This is a genomic window from Pradoshia sp. Z4_20 (assembly GCF_058216035.1).
The window spans coordinates 62,267-83,541 of sequence record NZ_JBZAJD010000003.1 but is presented as its reverse complement, the minus strand read 5'-3'; the positions used below and the strand labels follow the sequence as shown (position 1 = coordinate 83,541).

At 36.9% G+C, this 21,275-nt stretch carries 24 protein-coding genes and 2 pseudogenes; 19 read left to right on the top strand and 7 right to left on the bottom strand.

Annotated features, from left to right (window positions below; all coding sequences use genetic code 11):
• The first annotated feature begins 21 nt into the window (after positions 1–21).
• The 5 genes from AC4BHP_RS10510 to AC4BHP_RS10490 all read left to right on the top strand — a co-directional run bounded on the left by AC4BHP_RS10510 (position 22) and on the right by AC4BHP_RS10490 (position 5,765).
• Entirely contained in the window at positions 22–1,158 is a 1,137-nt protein-coding gene (locus AC4BHP_RS10510) for a DUF445 domain-containing protein (RefSeq protein WP_139891507.1), read from the top strand.
• 93 nt (positions 1,159–1,251) lie between these two features.
• Positions 1,252–1,602: a YlbF/YmcA family competence regulator gene (locus AC4BHP_RS10505; protein WP_066101929.1), complete on the top strand. Its 351-nt coding sequence runs from the start codon at positions 1,252–1,254 to the stop codon at positions 1,600–1,602.
• A gap of 171 nt (positions 1,603–1,773) precedes the next feature.
• The gene (locus AC4BHP_RS10500; protein WP_066101926.1) at positions 1,774–2,643 is read left to right on the top strand and encodes an HAD hydrolase family protein; all 870 of its coding nucleotides are present in this window, start codon (positions 1,774–1,776) and stop codon (positions 2,641–2,643) included.
• A 673-nt stretch (positions 2,644–3,316) separates the two neighbouring features.
• Positions 3,317–4,819: a coproporphyrinogen III oxidase gene (locus AC4BHP_RS10495; protein WP_490552123.1), complete on the top strand. Its 1,503-nt coding sequence runs from the start codon at positions 3,317–3,319 to the stop codon at positions 4,817–4,819.
• 154 nt (positions 4,820–4,973) lie between these two features.
• Positions 4,974–5,765: an enoyl-CoA hydratase gene (locus AC4BHP_RS10490; RefSeq protein WP_139891505.1), complete on the top strand. Its 792-nt coding sequence runs from the start codon at positions 4,974–4,976 to the stop codon at positions 5,763–5,765.
• A gap of 46 nt (positions 5,766–5,811) precedes the next feature.
• Here AC4BHP_RS10490 and AC4BHP_RS10485 read toward each other — a convergent pair whose 3' ends face one another.
• Positions 5,812–5,997 (bottom strand): YhzD family protein, encoded by a 186-nt coding sequence (locus tag AC4BHP_RS10485; protein WP_139891504.1) that lies wholly within the window; start codon positions 5,995–5,997, stop codon positions 5,812–5,814.
• A gap of 146 nt (positions 5,998–6,143) precedes the next feature.
• Here AC4BHP_RS10485 and AC4BHP_RS10480 point away from each other — a divergent pair.
• Both AC4BHP_RS10480 and AC4BHP_RS10475 read left to right on the top strand, forming a co-directional pair.
• Positions 6,144–6,389 (top strand): annotated as a pseudogene (locus AC4BHP_RS10480) (ATP-binding cassette domain-containing protein); the annotation flags it as partial.
• Between the two features lie 440 nt (positions 6,390–6,829).
• Positions 6,830–7,375 (top strand): DUF7211 domain-containing protein, encoded by a 546-nt coding sequence (locus AC4BHP_RS10475; RefSeq protein WP_490552118.1) that lies wholly within the window; start codon positions 6,830–6,832, stop codon positions 7,373–7,375.
• Positions 7,376–7,411: 36 nt separating this feature from the next.
• Here AC4BHP_RS10475 and AC4BHP_RS10470 read toward each other — a convergent pair whose 3' ends face one another.
• Positions 7,412–8,083: a hypothetical protein gene (locus tag AC4BHP_RS10470; protein WP_490552115.1), complete on the bottom strand. Its 672-nt coding sequence runs from the start codon at positions 8,081–8,083 to the stop codon at positions 7,412–7,414.
• 94 nt (positions 8,084–8,177) lie between these two features.
• Here AC4BHP_RS10470 and AC4BHP_RS10465 point away from each other — a divergent pair, with 94 nt between their 5' ends.
• The 3 genes from AC4BHP_RS10465 (at position 8,178) to AC4BHP_RS10455 (ending at position 9,932) form a co-directional block, all read left to right on the top strand.
• Positions 8,178–8,408 (top strand): hypothetical protein, encoded by a 231-nt coding sequence (locus AC4BHP_RS10465; protein WP_490552114.1) that lies wholly within the window; start codon positions 8,178–8,180, stop codon positions 8,406–8,408.
• A gap of 437 nt (positions 8,409–8,845) precedes the next feature.
• Complete coding sequence (locus AC4BHP_RS10460; RefSeq protein ID WP_490552112.1) at positions 8,846–9,301, top strand: small multi-drug export protein; 456 nt, start codon at positions 8,846–8,848, stop codon at positions 9,299–9,301.
• Positions 9,302–9,455: 154 nt separating this feature from the next.
• Positions 9,456–9,932, top strand: coding sequence for a small multi-drug export protein (locus AC4BHP_RS10455; RefSeq protein ID WP_490552111.1), 477 nt, complete (start codon positions 9,456–9,458; stop codon positions 9,930–9,932).
• Between the two features lie 68 nt (positions 9,933–10,000).
• Here the strand turns inward: AC4BHP_RS10455 and AC4BHP_RS10450 are convergent, their stop codons facing one another.
• The gene (locus AC4BHP_RS10450) at positions 10,001–10,219 is read right to left on the bottom strand and encodes a hypothetical protein (protein WP_490552109.1); all 219 of its coding nucleotides are present in this window, start codon (positions 10,217–10,219) and stop codon (positions 10,001–10,003) included.
• Positions 10,220–10,245: 26 nt separating this feature from the next.
• Complete coding sequence (locus AC4BHP_RS10445) at positions 10,246–10,479, bottom strand: hypothetical protein (RefSeq protein ID WP_490552107.1); 234 nt, start codon at positions 10,477–10,479, stop codon at positions 10,246–10,248.
• 186 nt (positions 10,480–10,665) lie between these two features.
• On the opposite strand from AC4BHP_RS10445, the gene AC4BHP_RS10440 reads away from it, so the two are divergent.
• The 7 genes and pseudogenes from AC4BHP_RS10440 to AC4BHP_RS10410 all read left to right on the top strand — a co-directional run bounded on the left by AC4BHP_RS10440 (position 10,666) and on the right by AC4BHP_RS10410 (position 18,750).
• Positions 10,666–11,043, top strand: a complete 378-nt coding sequence (locus AC4BHP_RS10440) for a hypothetical protein (protein WP_490552105.1) — start codon at positions 10,666–10,668, stop codon at positions 11,041–11,043.
• Positions 11,044–11,129: 86 nt separating this feature from the next.
• Positions 11,130–11,798: pseudogene (locus tag AC4BHP_RS10435) on the top strand (ABC transporter ATP-binding protein); the annotation flags it as partial.
• Positions 11,791–13,029 carry an ABC transporter permease gene (locus tag AC4BHP_RS10430; RefSeq protein WP_139891502.1) on the top strand — a complete coding sequence of 413 codons (1,239 nt, stop codon included), beginning with the start codon at positions 11,791–11,793 and terminating at the stop codon, positions 13,027–13,029. The pseudogene AC4BHP_RS10435 and the gene AC4BHP_RS10430, both read left to right, overlap by 8 nt.
• 216 nt (positions 13,030–13,245) lie before the next feature.
• Positions 13,246–14,469 (top strand): metallophosphoesterase family protein, encoded by a 1,224-nt coding sequence (locus AC4BHP_RS10425; RefSeq protein WP_180349927.1) that lies wholly within the window; start codon positions 13,246–13,248, stop codon positions 14,467–14,469.
• Positions 14,470–14,487: 18 nt separating this feature from the next.
• Positions 14,488–17,466 (top strand): ATP-binding protein, encoded by a 2,979-nt coding sequence (locus AC4BHP_RS10420; RefSeq protein ID WP_490552101.1) that lies wholly within the window; start codon positions 14,488–14,490, stop codon positions 17,464–17,466.
• Positions 17,467–17,531: 65 nt separating this feature from the next.
• Positions 17,532–18,470 (top strand): 3'-5' exoribonuclease YhaM, encoded by a 939-nt coding sequence (yhaM, locus tag AC4BHP_RS10415; RefSeq protein WP_066101894.1) that lies wholly within the window; start codon positions 17,532–17,534, stop codon positions 18,468–18,470.
• 109 nt (positions 18,471–18,579) lie between these two features.
• Complete coding sequence (locus AC4BHP_RS10410; RefSeq protein ID WP_066101891.1) at positions 18,580–18,750, top strand: sporulation YhaL family protein; 171 nt, start codon at positions 18,580–18,582, stop codon at positions 18,748–18,750.
• Positions 18,751–18,788: 38 nt separating this feature from the next.
• Here the strand turns inward: AC4BHP_RS10410 and AC4BHP_RS10405 are convergent, their stop codons facing one another.
• Positions 18,789–19,637, bottom strand: a complete 849-nt coding sequence (locus AC4BHP_RS10405; RefSeq protein WP_066101888.1) for a peptidylprolyl isomerase — start codon at positions 19,635–19,637, stop codon at positions 18,789–18,791.
• 282 nt (positions 19,638–19,919) lie between these two features.
• Here AC4BHP_RS10405 and AC4BHP_RS10400 point away from each other — a divergent pair, with 282 nt between their 5' ends.
• Together AC4BHP_RS10400 and AC4BHP_RS10395 are read left to right on the top strand one after the other, a co-directional pair.
• Complete coding sequence (locus AC4BHP_RS10400) at positions 19,920–20,006, top strand: YjcZ family sporulation protein (RefSeq protein ID WP_066101885.1); 87 nt, start codon at positions 19,920–19,922, stop codon at positions 20,004–20,006.
• 34 nt (positions 20,007–20,040) lie between these two features.
• Positions 20,041–20,127, top strand: coding sequence for a YjcZ family sporulation protein (locus AC4BHP_RS10395; protein ID WP_066101882.1), 87 nt, complete (start codon positions 20,041–20,043; stop codon positions 20,125–20,127).
• Positions 20,128–20,208: 81 nt separating this feature from the next.
• Here the strand turns inward: AC4BHP_RS10395 and AC4BHP_RS10390 are convergent, their stop codons facing one another.
• Entirely contained in the window at positions 20,209–20,397 is a 189-nt protein-coding gene (locus AC4BHP_RS10390; RefSeq protein ID WP_066101879.1) for a hypothetical protein, read from the bottom strand.
• 209 nt (positions 20,398–20,606) lie between these two features.
• Complete coding sequence (locus AC4BHP_RS10385; RefSeq protein ID WP_066101876.1) at positions 20,607–21,182, bottom strand: HTH-type transcriptional regulator Hpr; 576 nt, start codon at positions 21,180–21,182, stop codon at positions 20,607–20,609.
• Between the last annotated feature and the right edge of the window lie 93 nt (positions 21,183–21,275).

Below are 21,275 nucleotides of genomic sequence, written 5' to 3'. Positions count from 1 at the left end.
AGTTTTAAAAAGGAGTTACTTATGGGTACATTTATAACGATTATCACAGTGGTTGTAGTAGGGGCTTTAATAGGCGGTATTACAAACGCCTTGGCCATAAAAATGCTATTCCACCCCTACGAGGCTATTTATATCTTTGGTAAACGCTTGCCATTTACGCCTGGGTTAATACCGAAAAGACGAGACGAATTGGCTGAGCAGATGGGGAAGATGGTTGTAGAACACTTAATCACTCCAGAGAGTATTAAAAATAAACTGCTTACTGGTACTGTCAAAGTGGAAGCTAAGAGAATTGGAGAAAATATATTAGATAAAACAATTTTTTCTGAGATCTCTATAGAAAAGGCGCTTGAAAAAGCTGGGTTGGCTGACATTCCGGATTTAATCGTAAGAAAAATTGAATCGCATTCAACAAATTGGTTAGAGGATTGGTATTTGCAGCATAAAAATAAACCTATAGCAACCTTTATACCAGCAAGTGTTGAGGAGAAAATAGAGAACAAAATACCGGATGTATCTCATTATATCTTGGATAAGGGAATCGCTTTTTTTGCCAGCAATCAAGGTAAGGAAAGACTTCAAAAAATGGCAGATGATTTCATGAGGGAACGGGGAAAACTCGGTGGAATTATGCAGATGCTATTAGGAAATGTAAATCTTGGCGAGAAACTTCAGCCGGAGATTATTAAATTTCTCTCAAATCCTGGGACTAGGGATACGCTGACACAACTCCTGCATAGTGAGTGGCATAAAATAAAACATAAGCAGATTTCAGACGTGGAGGAATTCTATTCATTGGATGAAATGAGAAGTTTACTCCATAAAGGAATTATAACCGGCTATAAAAAAGTGGATTTATCTAATCTGACACTTAATCAGATAACTGGTGAATGGAATGAGACCATCAAGGGAAGATTGCTGCCAAATGTTATTGAAGAGGTTGCAGCGATTTTAATTGAAAAAGTACCAAGCATAATGGAAAAATTGAAACTAAAGGAAATTGTCCGTGATCAGGTTGCTTCTTTTCCGGTGGCTCGTCTGGAAGAAATGGTACTGTCTATCACAAAAAGTGAATTGAAAATGATTACGTATTTAGGAGCCCTATTAGGAGGCTTGATTGGAGTTTTCCAGGGAATCTTTATGATTTTGATGAATTAAAACCATTCCAGTAAACATACAATGGATGTATAATGCTTTCGATAATGGTATAGTAAGAGAGACTTCAGTGTAATAGAAAACAGGAGGTATATGATGTCAGTTAATTTATATGATTTAGCGTATACAGTAGAAAAAGGAATACGTGAAAGTGCAGAATACCAAGAACTAAAGAATCAATACAATGCGATAATGGCTGATGAGCAAGCAAGAACGATGTTTAACAATTTCAGAGATATTCAGCTAAATCTTCAGCAAAAACAAATGATGGGTCAGGAAATTACTGAAGAAGAAGTAATGCAGGCTCAAAAAACTGTTGCGCTTGTGCAACAACATGAAGCGATTTCTAAATTAATGGATGCTGAACAAAAAATGAGCGTCATCCTTACAGATCTCAATCGTATTATCACAAAACCATTGGAAGACTTGTACGGAACACAATCCTAAGCATATATGGAACCGATTAGTGTCGAAGCTTCTCTGCCAGTTAGATTTATTTAATTGGTGAAGGGAAGTTCAGGGCGCTAAATCGGTTCTTTTTTCTTTATAACTGTTCTATTTCTGCCAAAATCCTCATACAGAATGTATATGGGCATCATGAAAGGTGGATTGGACATCATGGTATATAAACTGTTAATGATTAATATGGATGGTGCACTATTATCTTCAAAAGGAAAACTCCACACTCATACAAGAGAATCAATTGAATACGTTGCTAAAAAGGGAGTAGAAGTAGCTCTGATGACCTCTGAAAATTATGACTATACACAAAGAACCGGAAAAGCTCTTAGATGTAATCCGCATATTATTGCGCATCAGGGTGGCTTTATTTTGGAGAATCTTCATAATCCTATTTTTGTTAAGCGAATACCTGAGAACACTACCCTCGATATCATTCGTTTTTTAGAAAAATTAAGCGGGCACATCCGTTTAATTCATGAGGATATGACAATCGGAAATAGAATGGATCTTCCAACACCGCTCTTTGCAAGAATCAAATGGACGCCGGGAGAGACCAATATATATGCCCAGCAATTTGTAGATTCTCTAGATGAGTATTTACGCACCCATCCGATGTCTCCATTGCAAATTGATATATATATAGATAAGAAACAGGACAGAATAGATGCAAAGTCTGGTCTTGAAGCGATGTTTGAAAACGTAATGATCCAGGAGAGTCATCCGAATAAACTTGTGATTTTACCAGAACAAGTCACAAAAGAGAAGGCTTTTAACTACTTATTAAAAAACAGGGGTATAGCAGCAAATGAAGTGGTCTTAATTGGCAGTGATCAAGATGAATCGGAGCTGGTAAGAAATGTGGGACTTGGTGTAGCTGTGGCAAATGCTGATGCAGCGGTAAAGCGCTCAGCCAAATGGATTACCCGCAGTAATGATGAACTGGGTGTGGCCTATCTCATTAAAGAGGTATTCAGAAGACAGCATCCAATTGGCTTCTTAAAAAAGATGAATATCAAAACTGACTAAATAGGTGTTGAAGGTGTTTTTTACCACCTACCAAAAGGATGGCTCCTCTGGGGTTATCCTTTTTTATTGGGCTTCGGTAATAAATATTGTCGGTTTAGGGTTTCGTTATGATGATAAAGGTGCTATGGAGGGCTGAAACAGTTTTCTTGGCAATTAAATTAATTTTGTGTACTTAATTCTTGGCAAGAGATGTAGGATATTCAGCCCAACGAGGATGAATCCAGCCGAATTGAGCATAGATTCAGCTTAACTTCGTAATAATCCGGCCGATTCAGCTGAAAATCCAGCCAAACTCCGTAATAATCCAACCGATTCAAACAATAATCCAGCCAAACGCCTAAATGGGGCCATTCCTTTACTCTTTTGATGGAATCCAGCTTCGGCTTCTAGGAACTCAAGTCATCAGTAAATACTCAGCGGAGGCCTGCAGGATTTAGTTCACAATGATCTTTCTACGCGATGTGGTGCTTCTTAGTCTTTGCTCAATAGGACCCTTCCTCTCAGTACTCTTCTTATGCTTGTCGCTCCTGGACAGTCTCCTAAGCTTTTTTATTGGCTGAATAGCTTCATTCCCAAATAGTCATGATAAGGAAGAGATGGTTTATTTGTGATTGACCGCTGTCTTGATGTTCAGTAAACTGATATGGATTGAATTTTTGAAAAGGGGATAGGCATGCGTATTTTAATAAATGGGATTGAGGATGAAAGGCTGTATCGGCCCTTATCTTTAATTGCGGACTTATTTTTTGAAGAGGCAACACTGCTTAATAGCGATGAATCACCATCGGATTTATCAATTACATTAAAACAAGAAATGATTAATCATACATTATATACAAAAGCGATACTAGAGGATTCTACATCTAATAAAGTACATGAATCCACATTTGAAAGAGATGTCTTGAATCAGGCGGATGAAAAGGCTCTTTTTAAGCAAAAAAAGCATTCCTATTCTTATGTTTTTTTAAAGGTTTTGGAACAACATACAGGAATGATTCAGAAGTGGGGATTGTTGACAGGTGTTCGTCCCACAAAATTGTGGCATCAATATGTGAAAAAGAATATAGATGCATCTGTTGCCAAGAGAGAGTTGAGCGCCTCCTACTCCATTACAGACGAGAAATTAAATTTACTGGAGGAAATTGCTGACCGTCAATTAGAAGTCATTCCAGATTTATATGATTTGAAAAGGGAAGTGAGCATTTATATAGGAATTCCTTTCTGCCCTACTAAATGCGCCTATTGTACATTCCCCGCTTATGCAATTAATGGACGTCAGGGAAATGTAACATCATTTCTGGGTGGACTGCATTATGAAATGCGAGAAATCGGTAAATGGCTGAAGGACAATCATATAAAAATTACTACTATTTACTTTGGCGGCGGTACACCTACGAGTATATCAGCTGAAGAAATGGACATTCTTTACGAGGAACTATATGAATCATTCCCTGATATTAAAAATGTACGGGAAATTACGGTGGAAGCAGGTCGGCCGGATACGATTACACCGGAAAAATTGAAGGTCTTAAAAAAATGGAATATTGATCGAATCAGTATTAATCCACAGTCCTATACACAGGAAACATTGAAGGCGATTGGGCGACATCACACGGTAGAGGAAACAATTGAAAAATATAAACTGGCTAAAGAGGCCGGTATGAATAATGTGAATATGGATTTAATTATAGGGCTTCCGGGTGAAGGTGTCCCTGAATTAAAGAATAGTTTACACGAAACAGAAAAATTGATGCCGGAATCATTGACTGTTCATACGTTATCCTTTAAACGGGCTTCTGAGATGACGAGAAATAAAATGCGCTATAAGGTTGCGGATCGTACGGAAGTAGAACAAATGATGAATGAAGTTGAAAAGTGGACTGCAGCCCATGGATACCATCCATACTATTTATACAGGCAAAAGAATATACTGGGTAACCTGGAGAATGTCGGATATTCATTACCTGGAATGGAGAGCTTGTATAATATCCTGATTATGGAGGAGCAGCAAACGATCATAGGACTTGGATGTGGGGCAGCAAGTAAATTCATTGATCCTGATACTGGAAAAATCACGCACTTTGCCAACCCAAAAGATCCAAAATCCTATAATGATAGTTATGAGCATTATACAACTAAAAAAATTGATTACTTAAAAGAATTATTTTTGCGCTGAAATTAACAAACCGAGTTCTTGTTTGGATGAAGAACTCGGTTATTTTTTCTTCTAATATACAAATAATTCTAATAAATTACACCTTTTTTGTGTTAAAACGCTTACATAAACCTTTATAATAAATATATATCAAATTTGAAAGGGGATTTTGCCAGTGAAACCTGCCTCTATTATCAAGAGCGTGCTTGTGGAAAAGGAAGGCACTGTAGCTACCGTGTCATTAAACCGTCCTGAAGTATTAAATGCTCTTAATAAAGAGATGCTTGTTGAATTAAACAAGGAATTAAAAGCATTGAGTCTTGATGAGGAAATTACAATTATTATTCTTAAAGGAAATGGCAACGGATTTTGCTCAGGCGGCGATATAAAATCGATGTTTAATTTAGGCAGTGAAAAAGATTTTTATGGAATAATGGATTGTATTAACGAACTAGCCATGGCCATGTATACGATGCCAAAATTAACAATTGCAGCAGTTCACGGGGCAGCAGCGGGACTTGGATTCAGCCTTGCCTTGGCCACTGACTGCATTATTGCAGAGCAGGAGAGTAAATTAGCCATGAATTTCATTGGGATCGGCTTGATTCCTGATGGCGGAGGGCACTTCTTTCTAGAACGAAGACTGGGAGAATTGAAAGCTCAGGAAGTAATCTGGGAAGGTAAAGTGATGAGCGCTGAGCAGGCATCAGAAATTGGATTGGTTGATCTGGTAACAACGAATAGCCTTGAGGATGAGGTTCAGAAAAAGGTAAAAGAATGGCAGGCAAAACCAATTTTGTCTATGATCCGGACGAAGAAAATTCTTGCTGAAACAAATCGTCCTAAGCTATTGAAGATGCTTGAATTGGAGAAATACTCGCAATATGTAATGAGACAAACAGAGGATCATGAAGAAGGTATCAAGGCGTTTGTTGAGAAAAGGAAGCCTAATTTTAAAGGGAAATAAAAAGGTTTGTATGATTCCGTTATAAACGGATCATACAAACCTTTTCTTATCTATGGAATAATAGTAGCTTGCCAAGCGGTGAGGTGAACCGATGTGTCTTTTCTTCGTATTCTTTTTCAGCTAAAAGCTTTTGTCCAAGTTCTTTTGCGCTTTCATCATTCTCTGCCTGAATCGATTCTTCTAAAATCTTTTCACCATCTGCTTCAAACACGGTTAATTTATAGATTTTCATCTTTATTCCTCCTAAATTCAGCTGATCAGCAGTTGATATTATTTTCGCATAAGAAGACAAAATTTGTAAAGTTTAGAATTACCTTTCAATTATCTGGGCGGATAGATTAGAATATATATAGACATAAAAATTGATAAAAGGGGGAAATGCTTTTGACTTTACTGGTAAATAACGTAGTAAAACAATTTGGAGAATTTACAGCAGTAAATCATCTTTCACTTGATGTGGGAGAGGGAACGATGTTTGGTATGCTCGGGGCAAACGGGGCTGGTAAGACTACTACTTTCAGAATGATTCTTGGTTTATTGGACCCTACAGAAGGGAGCATTAGTTGGAAGGGAAGGAAAATTGACTATTCCACAAGCTCGACGATAGGTTATCTTCCTGAAGAGTGATACCAGATACCCGAAATTGGTAAATTATACCAGTATAATGTTTTAGACATACAATCCTCTTTAAACCAACCTTTATCTCTAAGAAATACTACTTCAATATAATAACCTCAAAATCGCCTAAATTATCCCAAACGCTATAAGTATATTATATAACGCTAAGAGCGTTTTGTAAAATAATAGATAATTATACTATATTTGTATAGAAACTAGGTATGCTGAGATAATATAAGGTTCTCCAACAAAACAAGCATTTTATATTTTAGTATAGAAATCAGGTATACCAAAATAATGTGTAATTTTACATCAGAACAAGAGTTTTATATTTTACTATAACGATTCGCGTGAAAAACACGCTCTTTTATGAGAAGGTAGTGCATACTCTTTCTCTTTTTATTTTTACCCCCCCCCATATGGGTATGATTGTGAGGTGATTATATATGGGAAAATATATTATAGGGACAGACGGCGAACTCTACCATTACGGTGTCAAAGGTATGAAATGGGGTGTTCGTAGATACCAGCGAAAAGACGGTACGCTGACCAAAGCGGGAAAGAAACGTATTACAGAAACGGTTGCTGCTAGACATCGTTTGTTTGCCGACCGGCAGGGAATTAAGCAAAAAGAATCAACAAAACATAGAGATGCCCTACCGAGAGATGCTACCGGTATAGAGAAAACGATGCAGCGGGAACGCGAAAAATTACTGAAAGATCGAGAAACGTTGAAAAAAGCCGGTTATATATTCAAAAAGAACCTTGACTCAGATGAGCGAGAACATAACAACGACCTGCTCGCTTATTTACTGCCGCAGCAGCCGGGAGTAAAAGAGGCGCGTCGCAAACACGCAGAATGGTTCTTAGATACCCATGCAGACGCTACTCTGGCCGATTTATCTTTGACTAATACCGAGTCCGCGAAGACTTTTGTCAAAGAGTGCCTCATCAATGATGTGTTTACCCTTTCCGATTGGTTAAACGGGTAAGATTTGAAGGTAAAATATACAAAAGAGGCTCCGTCACTATGACAGGGCCTCTTCTTTTTCTTCTTCGGAGTGAGTATATGATAGCTCTTTGTATATAGTTTCTTTCAATATGTCGATTTTGTCGTTACCTTTTTCAAAGTCCTCGTCATTAAAATCAAGACCGACTAATTGAAAAGATGGATCTCGCCAGTTATCGTTCCTACGGTTTATGTCAAAAGCACATGTAATTTTACGCATAAAATCAGTTTGTGCATGTATGGTTGTCTCGAATGCCTCTGCTGTATTTTTTGATAGGTATAGCTCATTTTTACGAAAATAATCATTTGCATCAATGAGTTTAGTCGTAATTATATTTAATTTCGTATAAAAGAGTTCACGCAACTCGCGATCATCTAAATCCTGTTTAGAATACATAATATCTATATCGAATTTAAATCTAAACCTTGTTAGATCTTTCCAGGGTTCGAATGCTAGTCGATACAACTCGGGATAAATCTCATGCTTTTTACTCGCGTATGCTTCAAAATCATACAGCTTTTTACTTATGTCATATTTTGCATGCTCGGTTATAATAGCTAATTCTTGTTTATGAGTTTCTAACTTCTTATTAAAATATGAATTAACTTTCGTCTGAACGAGATAGCGGACTAAAAACCATAATCCTGTGATAATGGCAGTTGCACTAATGTACTTATAAATCCAATCCATAGAATAATAGACCTCCTTTCATAATGATATTCTATCATAAAAAGGGATTTTCTTCCATGTGTCGAATAGTACATAAGGAGGAGGTGTGTATAAAATGAACGAAAACTCGAAAGAAGTGCTTCCGCAATTAATTGATAACGTGACTATCTTAACAACAAGCGTTATCGATACAGAAATCCGGGTACAGGCCTTAACGAATTTATTGATAAGAAATAACGTTATTACGTGGGAAGAATTTAACGAAATGCGAGCTATTGTTGAGGGTCAAGGTCTCGCTAATATTCGAAAGGAATTACTAGACACCATTAATAAAATACCTAGGTAAGAAAAATAGGGCCGGTCATGACGACTAGCCCTCTTTTTAATAAAAGGATATTTCATAGCGAAGTCGAATATAAATAATACGACACTCTACAAGGAGGTCTTCTATGGACATAAGCATTTGGATCGCAATAGGACTTGGAGTGGCTGTCGCATTAGGTTTCTTTGGAACTAAAAAGAAAAAATAGAGAAGGAGCCCTTGCTACGGGGCTCTTTTTATTTCTTACTACAATATCATTTCATCCCAACCAGTTATTCTGGAAAGCCAACATCCCCAATATTGCTCCAACTACAGCGCCGATCAACGCAGCTATTACTATCGTTCTCTTGTTAGTATCCTTTTCCATTATCGATCGCCTCCTCGCTTGTTAAGAATATTTTACTATGCAAAGGAATTATATTTCGAGTCTTGAATAGTAGTTTATTAGAGGGGTGAATATTGTGATCGAATGGCAGTACATCGTATTATTTCTAATATCGTTATTACCATTCCTAGACGTGTTTTCTGTTATTCCAGTAAGTATCGCATTAGGAATGTCACCTATAGCAGTAGCAATTATTTCGTTTCTAGGCAATTTTATTATGATTATAGGTTATGCGAGATTCTTTAGCCAAATTACCGAATGGCTTAATAAACGTAGAGCAAAAAAGAAGAGAAAAATAGATCTTACAAAAATTGAAACAATGGCCAGAAATGTTTGGGAAAAACACTGTCTTCCAGTATTCGCTTTAGTGGTTCCTTTCATACTAGCGACAGATATAACTACTTTGCTGACTCTTAGGTTTGGTCCTTCTAAAATCAGAGTAGTTGCTTTTATGGGGCTTAGCTTGATCATTTGGACAGTTATAATGACAGCAATCTCTTTATACATATTACGATACATAAATTGGATTTAGGTATATACATAGTTAGAAAGAGGGCATGTCGTTGCGACAAACCCTCTTATTTTTGCTCGATTTAAAAGGAATTCTCCCCATATTGTCGAATTTAGTAATTATGGAGGAGGTAGATAGAAACAAAGGGGTTAACATATCACAAAGGGGGATTTAGATGGTTGAATGGGTTCAGCAAGCAGAGGGTATTTGGCAGTATTTCGTGTTATTTTTGGTAGCAATATTGCCGTTTTTGGATGTGTTTTATATTATTCCGGTGGGTGTCGCATTGGGGATGTCGCCTATAGCGGTTGGGATAATAGCATTTCTAGGCAATTTCCTTATGGTTATAGTCTTTGCGATGTTCTTCAGACAAATTGCAGCATGGCGTAACAATCGCAGAGCAAAGAAAGGTAAAACGGGACCGACAAAAAGAGAAACAAGAGCAAAACATATTTGGGAAAAATATGGTCTTCCTGCGTTTGCTCTAGTGTCTCCTTCTATACTCGGGACAGATATAGCTGCTTTAATGGCTCTTGTCTTTGGTTCTTCTAAAGCTAGAGTAGTTACTTTAATGGGGGTTAGTTTGGTCATTTGGTCGGTTGTAATGACATTGGGATCTGTTTATGGCTTGAAATACATAGATTGGATTTAGGTATATACATAAAAGAGGGCTAGTCGCTATGACTAACCCTTTTGTTTTAACACATATTTTTCAACTAATCATAAATAGGCAGCAGCCCTTTTTGTAACTTCGCTCCTGATAATACTTTGTGCATCATCATCCCACTCTTTGAGCTCCGCCTCAAATCTTTCTTTTCCATCTGATTTTGAGATTAGGTAATCCGCTAATCTTTCAATAAGAAACTCGTAAGCAGAAGCGAACACGGGTGGTGTAGTCGGTTTGTTTTTCAATTCCTCAAGATCACGTACAGTCTTCATTGTGTCACCTCCTTTTATTTTTTCTCTTACATGAGATCTATTTCATTTGTATCAACATCAATAAGACTAACTTCAACCTCCAACGCTTGGGCTATACGTTCTCTTAAATTCCCGACATCTACCAAAGCACCTTCCATATTATGCTTTTTTACTAACTTCTCAATACGTTCTTTTTCAACAACATCTTTTATATTTACTGTGACTCTATCAATCATAAAATAATCATCTTTGTAAGAATGATCTAAAAGAACTTCAATCACGTTAAAAACCCCTTTATTTTTATTGTATCAAATGGAAATCGCAAGCGCATTATTTTGCGCGTTTCCTTGCCGCCTCTTAATTATTAACTAATGCCTCGTTACTTTAAGTGCAATTATTCACAAACTTGTGATATTATACAGGCAAATAGACAGATAAAGCTTAGCAAGGTGGTGGAGGAATTGATAATGAAAAGAAAATCTGTAATTGTGTTAGTCGTTATAGTTGCTCTTATTTTTGGAATTGGTGGATATTTGATAGGGCTAACTAAAAATACCAATACTATAGTCGGGAATATAGAGAAACAAGAGCCTACCGAAGATTATAAAGATGCTTACAGAAAAGGTTGGTCGCATTGGTTTTCTGGTTATGGAATGAATGGTGAGGGAATGATATATATAGATTATTATGAATATGGCAGAAACTATGATGCTGTATTTACAAATGACAAAGATGCCTTTTTTGCTGGTTATAAAGATGGATTTTATTATGTAAATCGTAGCGAGCTTGGTGAAGATTCTAATACAAGAATAGAAAACGCATATGAGGAGTATTATTCCAATTAGTGTTATAAATTCTAATTTATTAGCGAGCTTGATTTGGGGAGGAAGCCTAACACGGACTTCCTCTTTTCTTTTGGTATCTTGTATATCCCCATGAGCGAGGGTTGTATCCAAAGATTAAAACGGGTGAACAATTAATTTATCTGGCTCGTTTGCGAGGGATGAACAAATTGGATGCAATGCAAGAAGCAAAAGTCTGGTTGGATCGCTTTAATGTCCCGGAATATTTCGATAAAAGAGTTGGTGACCTTTCTAAAGGAAATCAACAAAAAATACAATTTATTGCCTCTGTTATACATAAGCCAGAATTGTTAATTTTGGATGAACCATTTAGCGGTTTGGACCCTGTAAATGTTGAATTATTAAAAAAAGCGGTTCATGATTTAAGAAAAAACGGAACAACTATCGTCTTTTCCAGCCACCGTATGGAACACGTAGAGGAATTATGTGAACAGCTCTGCATACTTAAGCAAGGAGAGGCAGTCGTTAATGGTTCACTAAAGGATATCAAGCGTTCCTATGGCAAAAAGAATGTATCTATACATGCTGATTTTGATCTTAAATTCCTGACTGATTATCCTGGTGTGACAAAAGCAGTAGAAGTAACGGAAGGAATTCATTTGCAAATTGCGGATGAGAAGAATGCCGAATTAATCTTACAGGATACAGTTAAGCGTGGTTTCATACGTAAATTTGAATTGGAAGAACCATCCTTGAAGGATATCTTTATTGAAAAGGTTGGTGCTCAATATGAATAAGTTTTGGATTATGACATTTCAGACGTATATATCAAAGGTTAAAAGTAAGTCATTTGTCATTTCGACTGCAGTTATTTTATTAATGGTTCTCGCTTTTACGAACTTGGATCGAATTATCGGTTTGTTTGATGAAGGTGATACAACAATTGGAGTTGTGGAAAATTCAGGCAATTTCTATGCCGCACTGGAAAAGCAGCTTGATAGTAGTGGGAGCGAATTAAGCCTGAAAGCATATAAATCTGAAACTGAAGTAAAGAAAGCTGAAGAAGAGGGAGAATTGGAAGGATATTTATTGCTTGAAGAGCAAGACGGTATTCCAATAGGTGTCTATAAGGCCCAATCCATCGCCAATTCAAATGAAAGTACAGAAATTCAAAATGCTTTGCAGCAAATACAAACAAGTATTCTAACAAAGCAGGTTAACATAACAGATGAGCAGCTGGCAGCTATCTATAAGCCAGTTTCCTTTGAAGTCGTCCCATTAAATAATCAGGCTAAATCAGAGGAAGAGCTTAATCAGGCCCGCGGCCTAGTCTATGTGATGATCTTTGTCATTTATTTCTCTGTTATTGTGTATGCCGGTATGATTGCCAACGAAGTGGCCATTGAAAAATCATCACGTGTGATGGAGATCTTAATTTCAAGTGTGTCACCAATTCAGCAAATGTTCGCGAAAATCACTGGAATTGCTCTGCTGACATTGACACAGCTTGCCATATTTGTGCTGGTTGGATATTTATCATTTAAAAGCAGCAGTGGGATGGGAGAAATTTTCGAGGCTTTTGGCTTTGACAATATGAAAGCGAAGACGATTGTTTATGCGGTTATATTTACCTTCTTAGGCTATTTATTATATGCAACAATGGCAGCGTTTCTTGGTTCCTTAGTAAGTAAGATTGAAGACTTGCAACAAATGATCATGCCAATGACCATGCTGGTTATCCTGGCTTTCATGCTTGCCATGACCGGGCTTGGCAATCCGGAAGCAACCTTTATAAAGGTGTCATCCTATATTCCGTTCTTCACGCCTATGCTAATGTTTATGCGTATAGGAATGCTTGAAATATCCAATATCGAAATTGCGATAAGCATTGGTATTCTGCTTGTGACGATTGGACTATTAGCCTATTTTGGAGCTAAAGTCTATAAAGGCGGAGTTTTAATGTATGGAAATTCAAGTTCTTTTAAAGATATTAAAAAAGCACTTGATTTAACAAACAGCAATAAGTAAACAAGGACTCACTTCCAAATGGGAAGTGAGTTTTTTATGGTTCTTAGCAGTAAATTTAGTTTGCCTAAATAAAGGAATCCTTTGCAATCCCCTTGCTCATTACGGGGAGGTCATATTTATCTAATTGTATTTGTATATGAGATAATTAAATTTACGTTTTTTTTGATTAAAAGAACAATCGTTTGTAGTAAAATGGCATGGAAGGAGTGTGGTACAGTGCGAGGCGTAAAATTTATACATGCAGCTGATCTGCATTTGGGCAGCGTTTTTTCAGGATTTCAGCATATGCATAGTGCCATTTATGACAAAATAAAAAACAGCGGATATTCAGCATTAACAAGGCTTGTGGATACGGCAATTCAGGAAAGAATCGATTTTGTTATTTTTGCTGGAGATATTTATGATAATGAAGAACGAAACTTGAAGGCACAATTGAAATTTAAGGCTGAAATGGAAAGATTGGAAAACTATTCGATTCCTGTCTATTTAATTCATGGAAATCATGATTACATGAATGGGAATTACTTTGATATAAGCTTACCAGCGAATGTTCATCTGTATGGACGCGAAGTAGAAGTTAAACAATTTATTAAAGAAAATGATGCAACTACCGTAAATCTTTATGGATTCAGTTATGATAAGCGCCATATACATGATCGGGTTATTCAGGAGTATAAAAAGGCAGACGATGCTGATTATCATATTGGTATATTACACGGTAATTTAGATGGAGAGAGTGCTCATGGAAACTATGCTCCTTTTACCAGAAGTGAGCTGCTTAGTAAGCAATTTGATTACTGGGCTCTCGGGCATATCCATAAACGAATGGAAATTCTGCAGGAACCACCAGCCATTTATCCAGGCTGCTTGCAGGGGAGAAATAAAAAAGAGACAGGTGAAAAAGGCTTCTATCTAGTCTCCATGTCAGGGTCAGATACTTCTTTAGAATTTGTACCTGTATCGACAGTTGAATGGAAAACGGAAACCATTCAGGCAGATCATATTTCATCTGTAAACGAACTTATTGCTGAACTGGATAAAATAAAAGAGGGTGCGTATGAGCCGGATAAGTCTATTCTGCTGAATATCATGATCGATGCATCTGATTGCAAAATGAATCCTGAATGGCTGTTTGTGGATATGGATCATTTACTTGAAGGTCTACAGGATGAGGAGATGGATGAGATTTCTGTATGGATTCATTCCTGTACACTGATTCCACCCCGCTATGCAAGCGGAGGCGGAGAGCTGTCTGATACATTTATAGATGAACTTTTGAGGACAACTGTCAATATGAATTCTGAACAGTATCTGAAATACGGGGAAGCTCTCTTTACTCATTCTGCGGCAAGGAAATATATAGAGCCATGGGAGGAAAACGAGTGGCAGCAAATCTTGGACGAGGCAACGCTTGAATTAGTAAAGCGCCTGAATCGTTAAAAATGAGGAGAAAATGCTTTGATTATAAAGAAAATACATATATATGGATTTGGTAAATTTGTAGACTACAAACAAGAATTAACATCAGATATAAATGTATTCTACGGAGAAAATGAGGCTGGTAAATCAACGATTTTTTCCTTTATCCATGCCATGTTATTTGGATTCCCTGCTAAGAACCAAACAACAGCCTCCTACGAACCGTCGGGGAGCGGCCGGTATGGTGGAAAACTGGTCATTGAGCTCCCTGAAATAGGTGAAATAACGATTGAAAGAGTTAAAGGGCACCAGGGTACAGAATGTGGAGTTTATAACAGGTTTGGGAGAATAGGGGGGGAGGAGAAAATAAAAGAATGGTTGAAGGGAGTCGACCGAAACTTCTATGAATCTATATACTCCTTTAATCTAGACGGCTTGCAGGATATCTATCGTTTGGAAGAAGATCAATTGGGCAAATATCTCTTTTTTGCTGGCATGAGTGGCAGTGAAAGGCTTTGGGAGATGGAAGCAGGCTTGCAAAAGCAAATGGACAGTCTATTTAAGCCAGGTGGAAAGAAGCCTATTCTGAATCAAAAGCTGGCTGAATTAAAGCAAAGCTCCCAGGCAATTCAAAAAGCAAGGGAGAAAGAGAAAAGCTATAATACCTTTTTGAGCGAAGAAAGGGAACTAAGTAAAGAAATTTCGCTCACTCAAGAACAAATAGAGCGAATAAAAACGAACTTAATTCATTTAAAGGACTGGAAGAGACTGTTGCCATCCATTCAGGAGCTTGCTTCCATTGAAGTGCGCCTGTCAGAATTAGAAGAATCTCCTTTTCCGGTAAATGGGATGGGGCGCATGGGAAAGATAGAGGCTGAAAGGTCGGCAAAGGAAACATTTCTGCAAACTCAGTTAAATAAATTGAAAGTACTCCAAAATGAAAAGGATTCCCTCCAAGTCAATGAACAGTGGCTGGCAAGTGGGGAGAGGGTACGTCAAGCCGAGCTTTATAGTGATAAATTGATCATCCTACTCGAAGAAATTAGGACTCAATCGATCGAATTAAAGCATATAGAGGATAAAATCATTAAGCTTCAGGGAGAATTACATACACAATTTGATCCTGTTATGGTTGAAAGTTTTGATACAAGTATCTTTCGGAAAGAAGAAATTAAACAGATAGAATTAGAGAAGCATACACTTGCCAAGAAGAAGATGGAGCTTGATGCTCAGCTTGAAAAAGAACGAGTCAAATTGGAACAAATCGAGCAAATCACTGAAATTTATGAGAGAAAATTGCTGCCTGAAAATGAAAGAGAAAGGCTTAAAAGAATAGTAGAGCAGTATGAACATGCTGACAAGGCAGCACAGGAAGAGAAGTCAGCCAAGGAAGTCATCCAGCGATTAAAGCAACGAAGGAATCAAGCGTTGGAATCAGAGAAAAAGGGTAAGAAAAAACAGAAAGTTATTCTGGGCTCGGTCTTACTGGCTTCCATTTTGGCGGTTCTTTTATTAATCTTAGGCGGACAGCTTGGCGTTGCATTGATTGTGGCGGTTGTTGGTATCGTACTCGTTATATATATAAATTCGATGAATGGCAATCAATTGCAATCTGAGGAATTAGCGAAAGAAATTAACTACTATGAGGAAATTGTAAAAAAATCATCTTCGATTTCAATTGATGAACAAAGCTACAGAATGCAAAAAAGTATGCTTGAAGAGGATACGGCAAATCGAGAAAAATACAAGCTGGAATCACTGCGCAAAGAGCAACAGGAAGCAATATTTGACAGTTTAATTGATTCCTTTGAAGAATGGGAAAAAGAGTTGGCGCTTTGTAAACATAAATTGATTACGCTCGGAAATGAATGGTCATTGCCTAATGAGGTGTCATGTACGATGCTTTCAGATGCTTTTGAGCGAATTGAACAAATTAAAAACCTTATGTTGGAGAAGAGCAAACTCATTTCATTGCTTGCTTATACAGAGGAGAAAAAGGATGAGTATATCCGCTATATAGGGAAGCTTTCAGAGGAATTTGGTGTTACGGGCACTCAAAGTATCGAGCAAATAAACTACTCTATTGTTCAGAAGTACAAAGAGAATGAATTGGTCAATAGGCAAAAAAATAATATGCTCGAAAAAATACAGGAGCTCGAGGAAGAAATTATACCTTTAAAGGACTTGTGCAGACAGCTAAATCAAGAAAAGCAGCAATTGCTTCAGGAAGCAGATTGTCATGAAGTGGAAGGGTTCTATCAGCGCGGTAGAGATGCCGAAGAAAGAAGTCAGCTCAGCATAGCAAAGAGACAATTGATTGGGCAGCTGGGACGTTATGCAAATCTCGATCAGTACCATTCTGTTACAGACTTGGTTTTAAAGGATAGAAATGAAGAACAAGAGGCTGAGCAGTCTTCCTATGAATCAACATTAAATCGGTTACGAAAAAGACTTGCAGAGGTAAAGTACGAGATAAATAGGCTTGAGGAGGATGGAACAGTAGAGGCGTTGCTTCATAACCATCAGCTTTTAAAACAGGAATTTCAAGTGTTGGCTAAGAAGTGGACAACGCTCAGCCTCATGAAGGGGACTCTGGCTGAGTCTATAACGACGTATAAAGAAGAAAAACTGCCTGCAATTATTGAACAAGCTAATGGGTATCTACGTAACCTTACGAATGGAAGATATGAAAAAATCCTATTCTCAGAAAATGGTGAGGGACTCTCTTTATTGGACCATAGGGGATTAGAGGTTCATTCGAAAAATTTGAGCAGAGGGACGGCAGAACTTACTTATGTATCTATAAGGCTTGCTTTAGCGGGTACGATTGATGGAAGAAAAGAATGGCCGCTGATCATGGATGATACGTTTGTCAATTTTGATGATAAGCGAACGGAAAGAATGATTTCTCTATTAAAGCATATTAGTAAAGAGGGGAATCAGGTTCTCTTTTTTACCTGCCATGATCATATTGCTGCGATGTTTAATGGGCAGAATATCATCCAATTAACAAGATGATTTTTAATATTAATTTGCCTTCGCATGATATAATAAATATTGGAATGGACCGGGGAGGGATATACATGAAGGGAATTGCCCATCATGAAGTTGGAGATACGATAGATCTTCATCTATTCATAAAGAATGCTATAAAAGGAACAGCAAGTAATGGAAAACCTTTTTTATCTTTAATTTTCCAGGATAAAAGCGGAGAAATAGAAGCAAAGCTTTGGGATGTAAAACCTGAGGATGAACAGCTGTATATGCCGGAAGCAATCGTACGGGTAACAGGAGATATACAAAATTATAAAGGTAAGCTTCAGCTTCGGATTCGATCAATTCGCCTAAAGTACGATAATGAGACGGTTAATATTGCTGATTTATTGCCGACTGCTCCTCTTGGAAAAAATGAAATGTCTGAAACGATTACAAAATATATATTCGAGATGACGAATCCTAATATACAGCGGATTACTAGACATTTGGTTAAAAAATATTTTAATGAGTTTTTGGAATATCCTGCTGCCACGAAAAATCACCATGAATTTTTCTCTGGTCTGGCATATCATGTTGTATCGATGTTAAACTTAGCAAAATCAATTGCTGAGCTATACCCATCATTAAATAAAGATTTATTATATGCGGGAGTCATCCTTCATGATCTCGGAAAAGTGAAGGAACTATCAGGACCAATTGCGACTACTTACACAGTGGAGGGCAACTTGCTTGGCCATATTTCCATTATGGTGAATGAAATCGGTAAAGCTGCTGATGAATTAAATATTCAGGGGGAAGAAGTTCTTATTCTTCAGCATATCGTTTTAAGCCATCATGGAAAAGCGGAATGGGGAAGTCCGAAACCGCCATTGGTTAAAGAGGCAGAGGTTCTGCATTATATTGATAATTTGGATGCGAAAATGAATATGATGGATCGTGCGCTTGATCGGGTAAAACCGGGAGAATTTACAGAGCGAATCTTCCCTCTCGATAATCGCAGCCTTTATAAACCGAATATCAAATAGATTATCGATTTTAAAAATATGCTTTCCTTTAAGTGGAAAGCATATTTTTTTTTTAAAAGCATATAGTTTTAAAAAGGATGCTTAATCCTTAAGGAGGGGGAGGACAAGCTTGTCAATTTTTATTGGAGTAATCATAGCTGGTATCTTCTTTAGTGCCTTTATGACCATAAAATCAATCAGGGAAGAGCAAAAAGTTGATGAATCGTGGATTGAACAGGAGGGGAATGTTTATATAGAAAGAATGGAAGAAGAAAAAAGAAAAAGAGCAATGGCACAATAAAAACTCGACCAAACCGGTCGAGTTTTCTGTTTCACCTATTAGAATGCATCTTTTAAATCTTTATCTTTTACTTCAACATCAGCATCATCAATCACTTTTTGAATAGCTTCTTGAGCTTTTGCGGAATCTAGCTTGGTCATTTTAACGTTTCTAGTTACTTCATCTTTGGATTCTTCAAAAGAAGGATTGTCATTTTCTTTCTTCTCTGTTACTTGAATGATATGGAATCCATGCTCAGTTTGTACAGGATCAGAAATTTTGTTGACTTCAAGGCCGTATGCAGCATCTTCAAATGCAGTTACCATTTGTCCAACCCCAAACCAACCAAGGTCTCCACCTTTATCTTTATTGGCTGTATCTGTTGAATATTCTTTTGCCAAATCCTCGAATTTTTCACCTTTATCAAGCTTAGCCTTTACTTCTTTCGCTGTTTCCTCATCTGCTACAAGAATATGGCGAGCTTTTAAGTCGATTTTATATTTGTTATTATAGTAATCCTTAAGTTCTTTATCTGTTACTTTGATTGTATCAAGAGCGGCTTTTTCCTGTAAAAGATTGAATTTCACAGATTCTTTAAAAGCTTCTTCATCTTTAAAGCCAGACTGTGCCAAAGCTGCTTCAAAATTTTCGCCAAGATTTTCTTTGGCTTCTTCAACCTGTTTATTCACTTCTTTATCTGTTACTTTATATTTATCAGAGAGAACTTTTTTATATACGAGTTCTTTTACTGCTTGATCCCCGTATTGATCTTTTAGTTGTTGATAAAGCTCCTCTTTAGTAACATTTCCTGCTTTCGTTTCTACCACTGCTTCATCAGATTCATTATTGCAGGCTGCAAGACTGACAAGTAAAGCTGCTGATGCCAACGTAATTAACCATTTCTTCATCCATTACACTCCTTTTAGCGTGTTGCCAAGTAAAAGTATTTCATAACAAGCCTAACTATAACACAAAAATTCTGTTAAAAAAAGGATAAGCACAAATGTTATTTGATAATTATAATAATTGGAACAATCTTACTTAAATTCTAATCAGCGTTTTCATGGAATCTCATGTGTTTTTAAGTCTGTTTAGGGTCTTCATTAAAAATCATTTATTTAAGCAAAAGGCCCATTCCTTTTTGTGGAAATTGAATATGATACGGTAGCAGCTCAAAAGGAGGTGTGATCATGAGTCAAGGATTTGGTGGAGGATTTGCTTTCATCGTAGTTCTGTTTATTCTACTCGTGATTGTTGGTGCGTCATATGTGTACTAACTAAGTAAGTATGTAACTGAAGGGAGGATACAACATGTCTGGTGGATACGGCGGAGGTTTCGCTTTATTAGTAGTTTTATTTATCTTGTTGGTTATCATTGGAGCATCTTGGATTAACTAATTCAAGATTTGCAAAATCCTCATAAAGGTCACCTATGATCTATAGGTTGAACGAAAGACGAGTGTGAGTAACACTCGTCTTTTATATGGTGTAGAATATTTCAATATAAGTAGAGATTAACAGGATGGTAATAAGGATATTGATTGTTCGAAAAAATTTGGCCTGTTTAGCTTCTGGCAATTCCTTTTTAGTACAGAAGCTGTCTGATAATTTATTGATATAATACAAAATAAAAAGTGCAAATAATGAAAACCAAATGAGAGGTATCATCCTGTTATCCTCCTTGACGCTAGTATCTCTCTAACATTATCAAAAAAGTATCAATTCTGTAAAGAATATGAATCGTTAGAACATTAATTACTCAGGAAATTAAGAGGGGGAAGAAAACGAGGGATATATAAAACATTGTGATTAAATACACAAGCCCATTCAAGATAAAAGCGGAGGTATGATAGATTAGTGTCCGCTTTTATCTATTATTATTGAATGGGCTCTTTTTGATTTTCAATTTTTTCGAGAATTCCATTTTCGTCTGTGAATTCATTCTCAAGATTTGCAAATGATTTTTCGAATATATTCATAAAGTCGTCACCATAGATATTTTTAACAATCGCCATCATTTCCATCATATCAGGGAATTTTCCGTATAAGTCTTTTAAGGGTTGAGCACCTAAATAGACGGAGTTCTTGGATGAATCGAATACGCTTACGATTTCAAGCAATAGTTCGTTCCCTTCATCTGTAAGCTCAATATAGGTGTTACGTTTGTCATTTTCCTTTTTTGAAAATCTGAGAAGACCACGTTCTTCCAGCTTTTTTGAAAAGTTAAAGGCTGTAGATACATGCATAACACCGAACTTGGCCACATCAGATATGGATGCTCCCTTAAGATGATAAGCAATCCATAGAATATGATGTTCATTGATATTTAAATTATAGGGTTTAATCCACTGCTGCCAGTCTTTTTCAATTGCTTTCCAGAGAGCTTTGCTAAGCTGAGCAACCCGCTGGGTAAATAGCATGGCTTCTTTGATGGAATTTAAATTTTCAGTCATAATACGCTCACCTACTTTTCTCAATTTATCTTACTGATTTATTATCCTTATAAAATATTAAATAACAAAAATGGTAATTTGCCAAATTTTTAG

What these genes read in the sequence shown, in the direction of transcription:
- AC4BHP_RS10510 (WP_139891507.1), top strand. Translation starts at nt 22, where the DNA reads ATGGGTACATTTATAACGATTATCACAGTGGTTGTAGTAGGGGCTTTA.
- AC4BHP_RS10505 (WP_066101929.1), top strand. Translation starts at nt 1,252, where the DNA reads ATGTCAGTTAATTTATATGATTTAGCGTATACAGTAGAAAAAGGAATA.
- AC4BHP_RS10500 (WP_066101926.1), top strand. Translation starts at nt 1,774, where the DNA reads ATGGTATATAAACTGTTAATGATTAATATGGATGGTGCACTATTATCT.
- AC4BHP_RS10495 (WP_490552123.1), top strand. Translation starts at nt 3,317, where the DNA reads ATGCGTATTTTAATAAATGGGATTGAGGATGAAAGGCTGTATCGGCCC.
- AC4BHP_RS10485 (WP_139891504.1), bottom strand. Translation starts at nt 5,997, where the DNA reads ATGAAAATCTATAAATTAACCGTGTTTGAAGCAGATGGTGAAAAGATT.
- AC4BHP_RS10475 (WP_490552118.1), top strand. Translation starts at nt 6,830, where the DNA reads ATGGGAAAATATATTATAGGGACAGACGGCGAACTCTACCATTACGGT.
- AC4BHP_RS10470 (WP_490552115.1), bottom strand. Translation starts at nt 8,083, where the DNA reads ATGGATTGGATTTATAAGTACATTAGTGCAACTGCCATTATCACAGGA.
- AC4BHP_RS10465 (WP_490552114.1), top strand. Translation starts at nt 8,178, where the DNA reads ATGAACGAAAACTCGAAAGAAGTGCTTCCGCAATTAATTGATAACGTG.
- AC4BHP_RS10455 (WP_490552111.1), top strand. Translation starts at nt 9,456, where the DNA reads ATGGTTGAATGGGTTCAGCAAGCAGAGGGTATTTGGCAGTATTTCGTG.
- AC4BHP_RS10450 (WP_490552109.1), bottom strand. Translation starts at nt 10,219, where the DNA reads ATGAAGACTGTACGTGATCTTGAGGAATTGAAAAACAAACCGACTACA.
- AC4BHP_RS10440 (WP_490552105.1), top strand. Translation starts at nt 10,666, where the DNA reads ATGAAAAGAAAATCTGTAATTGTGTTAGTCGTTATAGTTGCTCTTATT.
- AC4BHP_RS10430 (WP_139891502.1), top strand. Translation starts at nt 11,791, where the DNA reads ATGAATAAGTTTTGGATTATGACATTTCAGACGTATATATCAAAGGTT.
- yhaM (WP_066101894.1), top strand. Translation starts at nt 17,532, where the DNA reads ATGAAGGGAATTGCCCATCATGAAGTTGGAGATACGATAGATCTTCAT.
- AC4BHP_RS10405 (WP_066101888.1), bottom strand. Translation starts at nt 19,637, where the DNA reads ATGAAGAAATGGTTAATTACGTTGGCATCAGCAGCTTTACTTGTCAGT.
- AC4BHP_RS10400 (WP_066101885.1), top strand. Translation starts at nt 19,920, where the DNA reads ATGAGTCAAGGATTTGGTGGAGGATTTGCTTTCATCGTAGTTCTGTTT.
- AC4BHP_RS10395 (WP_066101882.1), top strand. Translation starts at nt 20,041, where the DNA reads ATGTCTGGTGGATACGGCGGAGGTTTCGCTTTATTAGTAGTTTTATTT.
- AC4BHP_RS10390 (WP_066101879.1), bottom strand. Translation starts at nt 20,397, where the DNA reads ATGATACCTCTCATTTGGTTTTCATTATTTGCACTTTTTATTTTGTAT.
- AC4BHP_RS10385 (WP_066101876.1), bottom strand. Translation starts at nt 21,182, where the DNA reads ATGACTGAAAATTTAAATTCCATCAAAGAAGCCATGCTATTTACCCAG.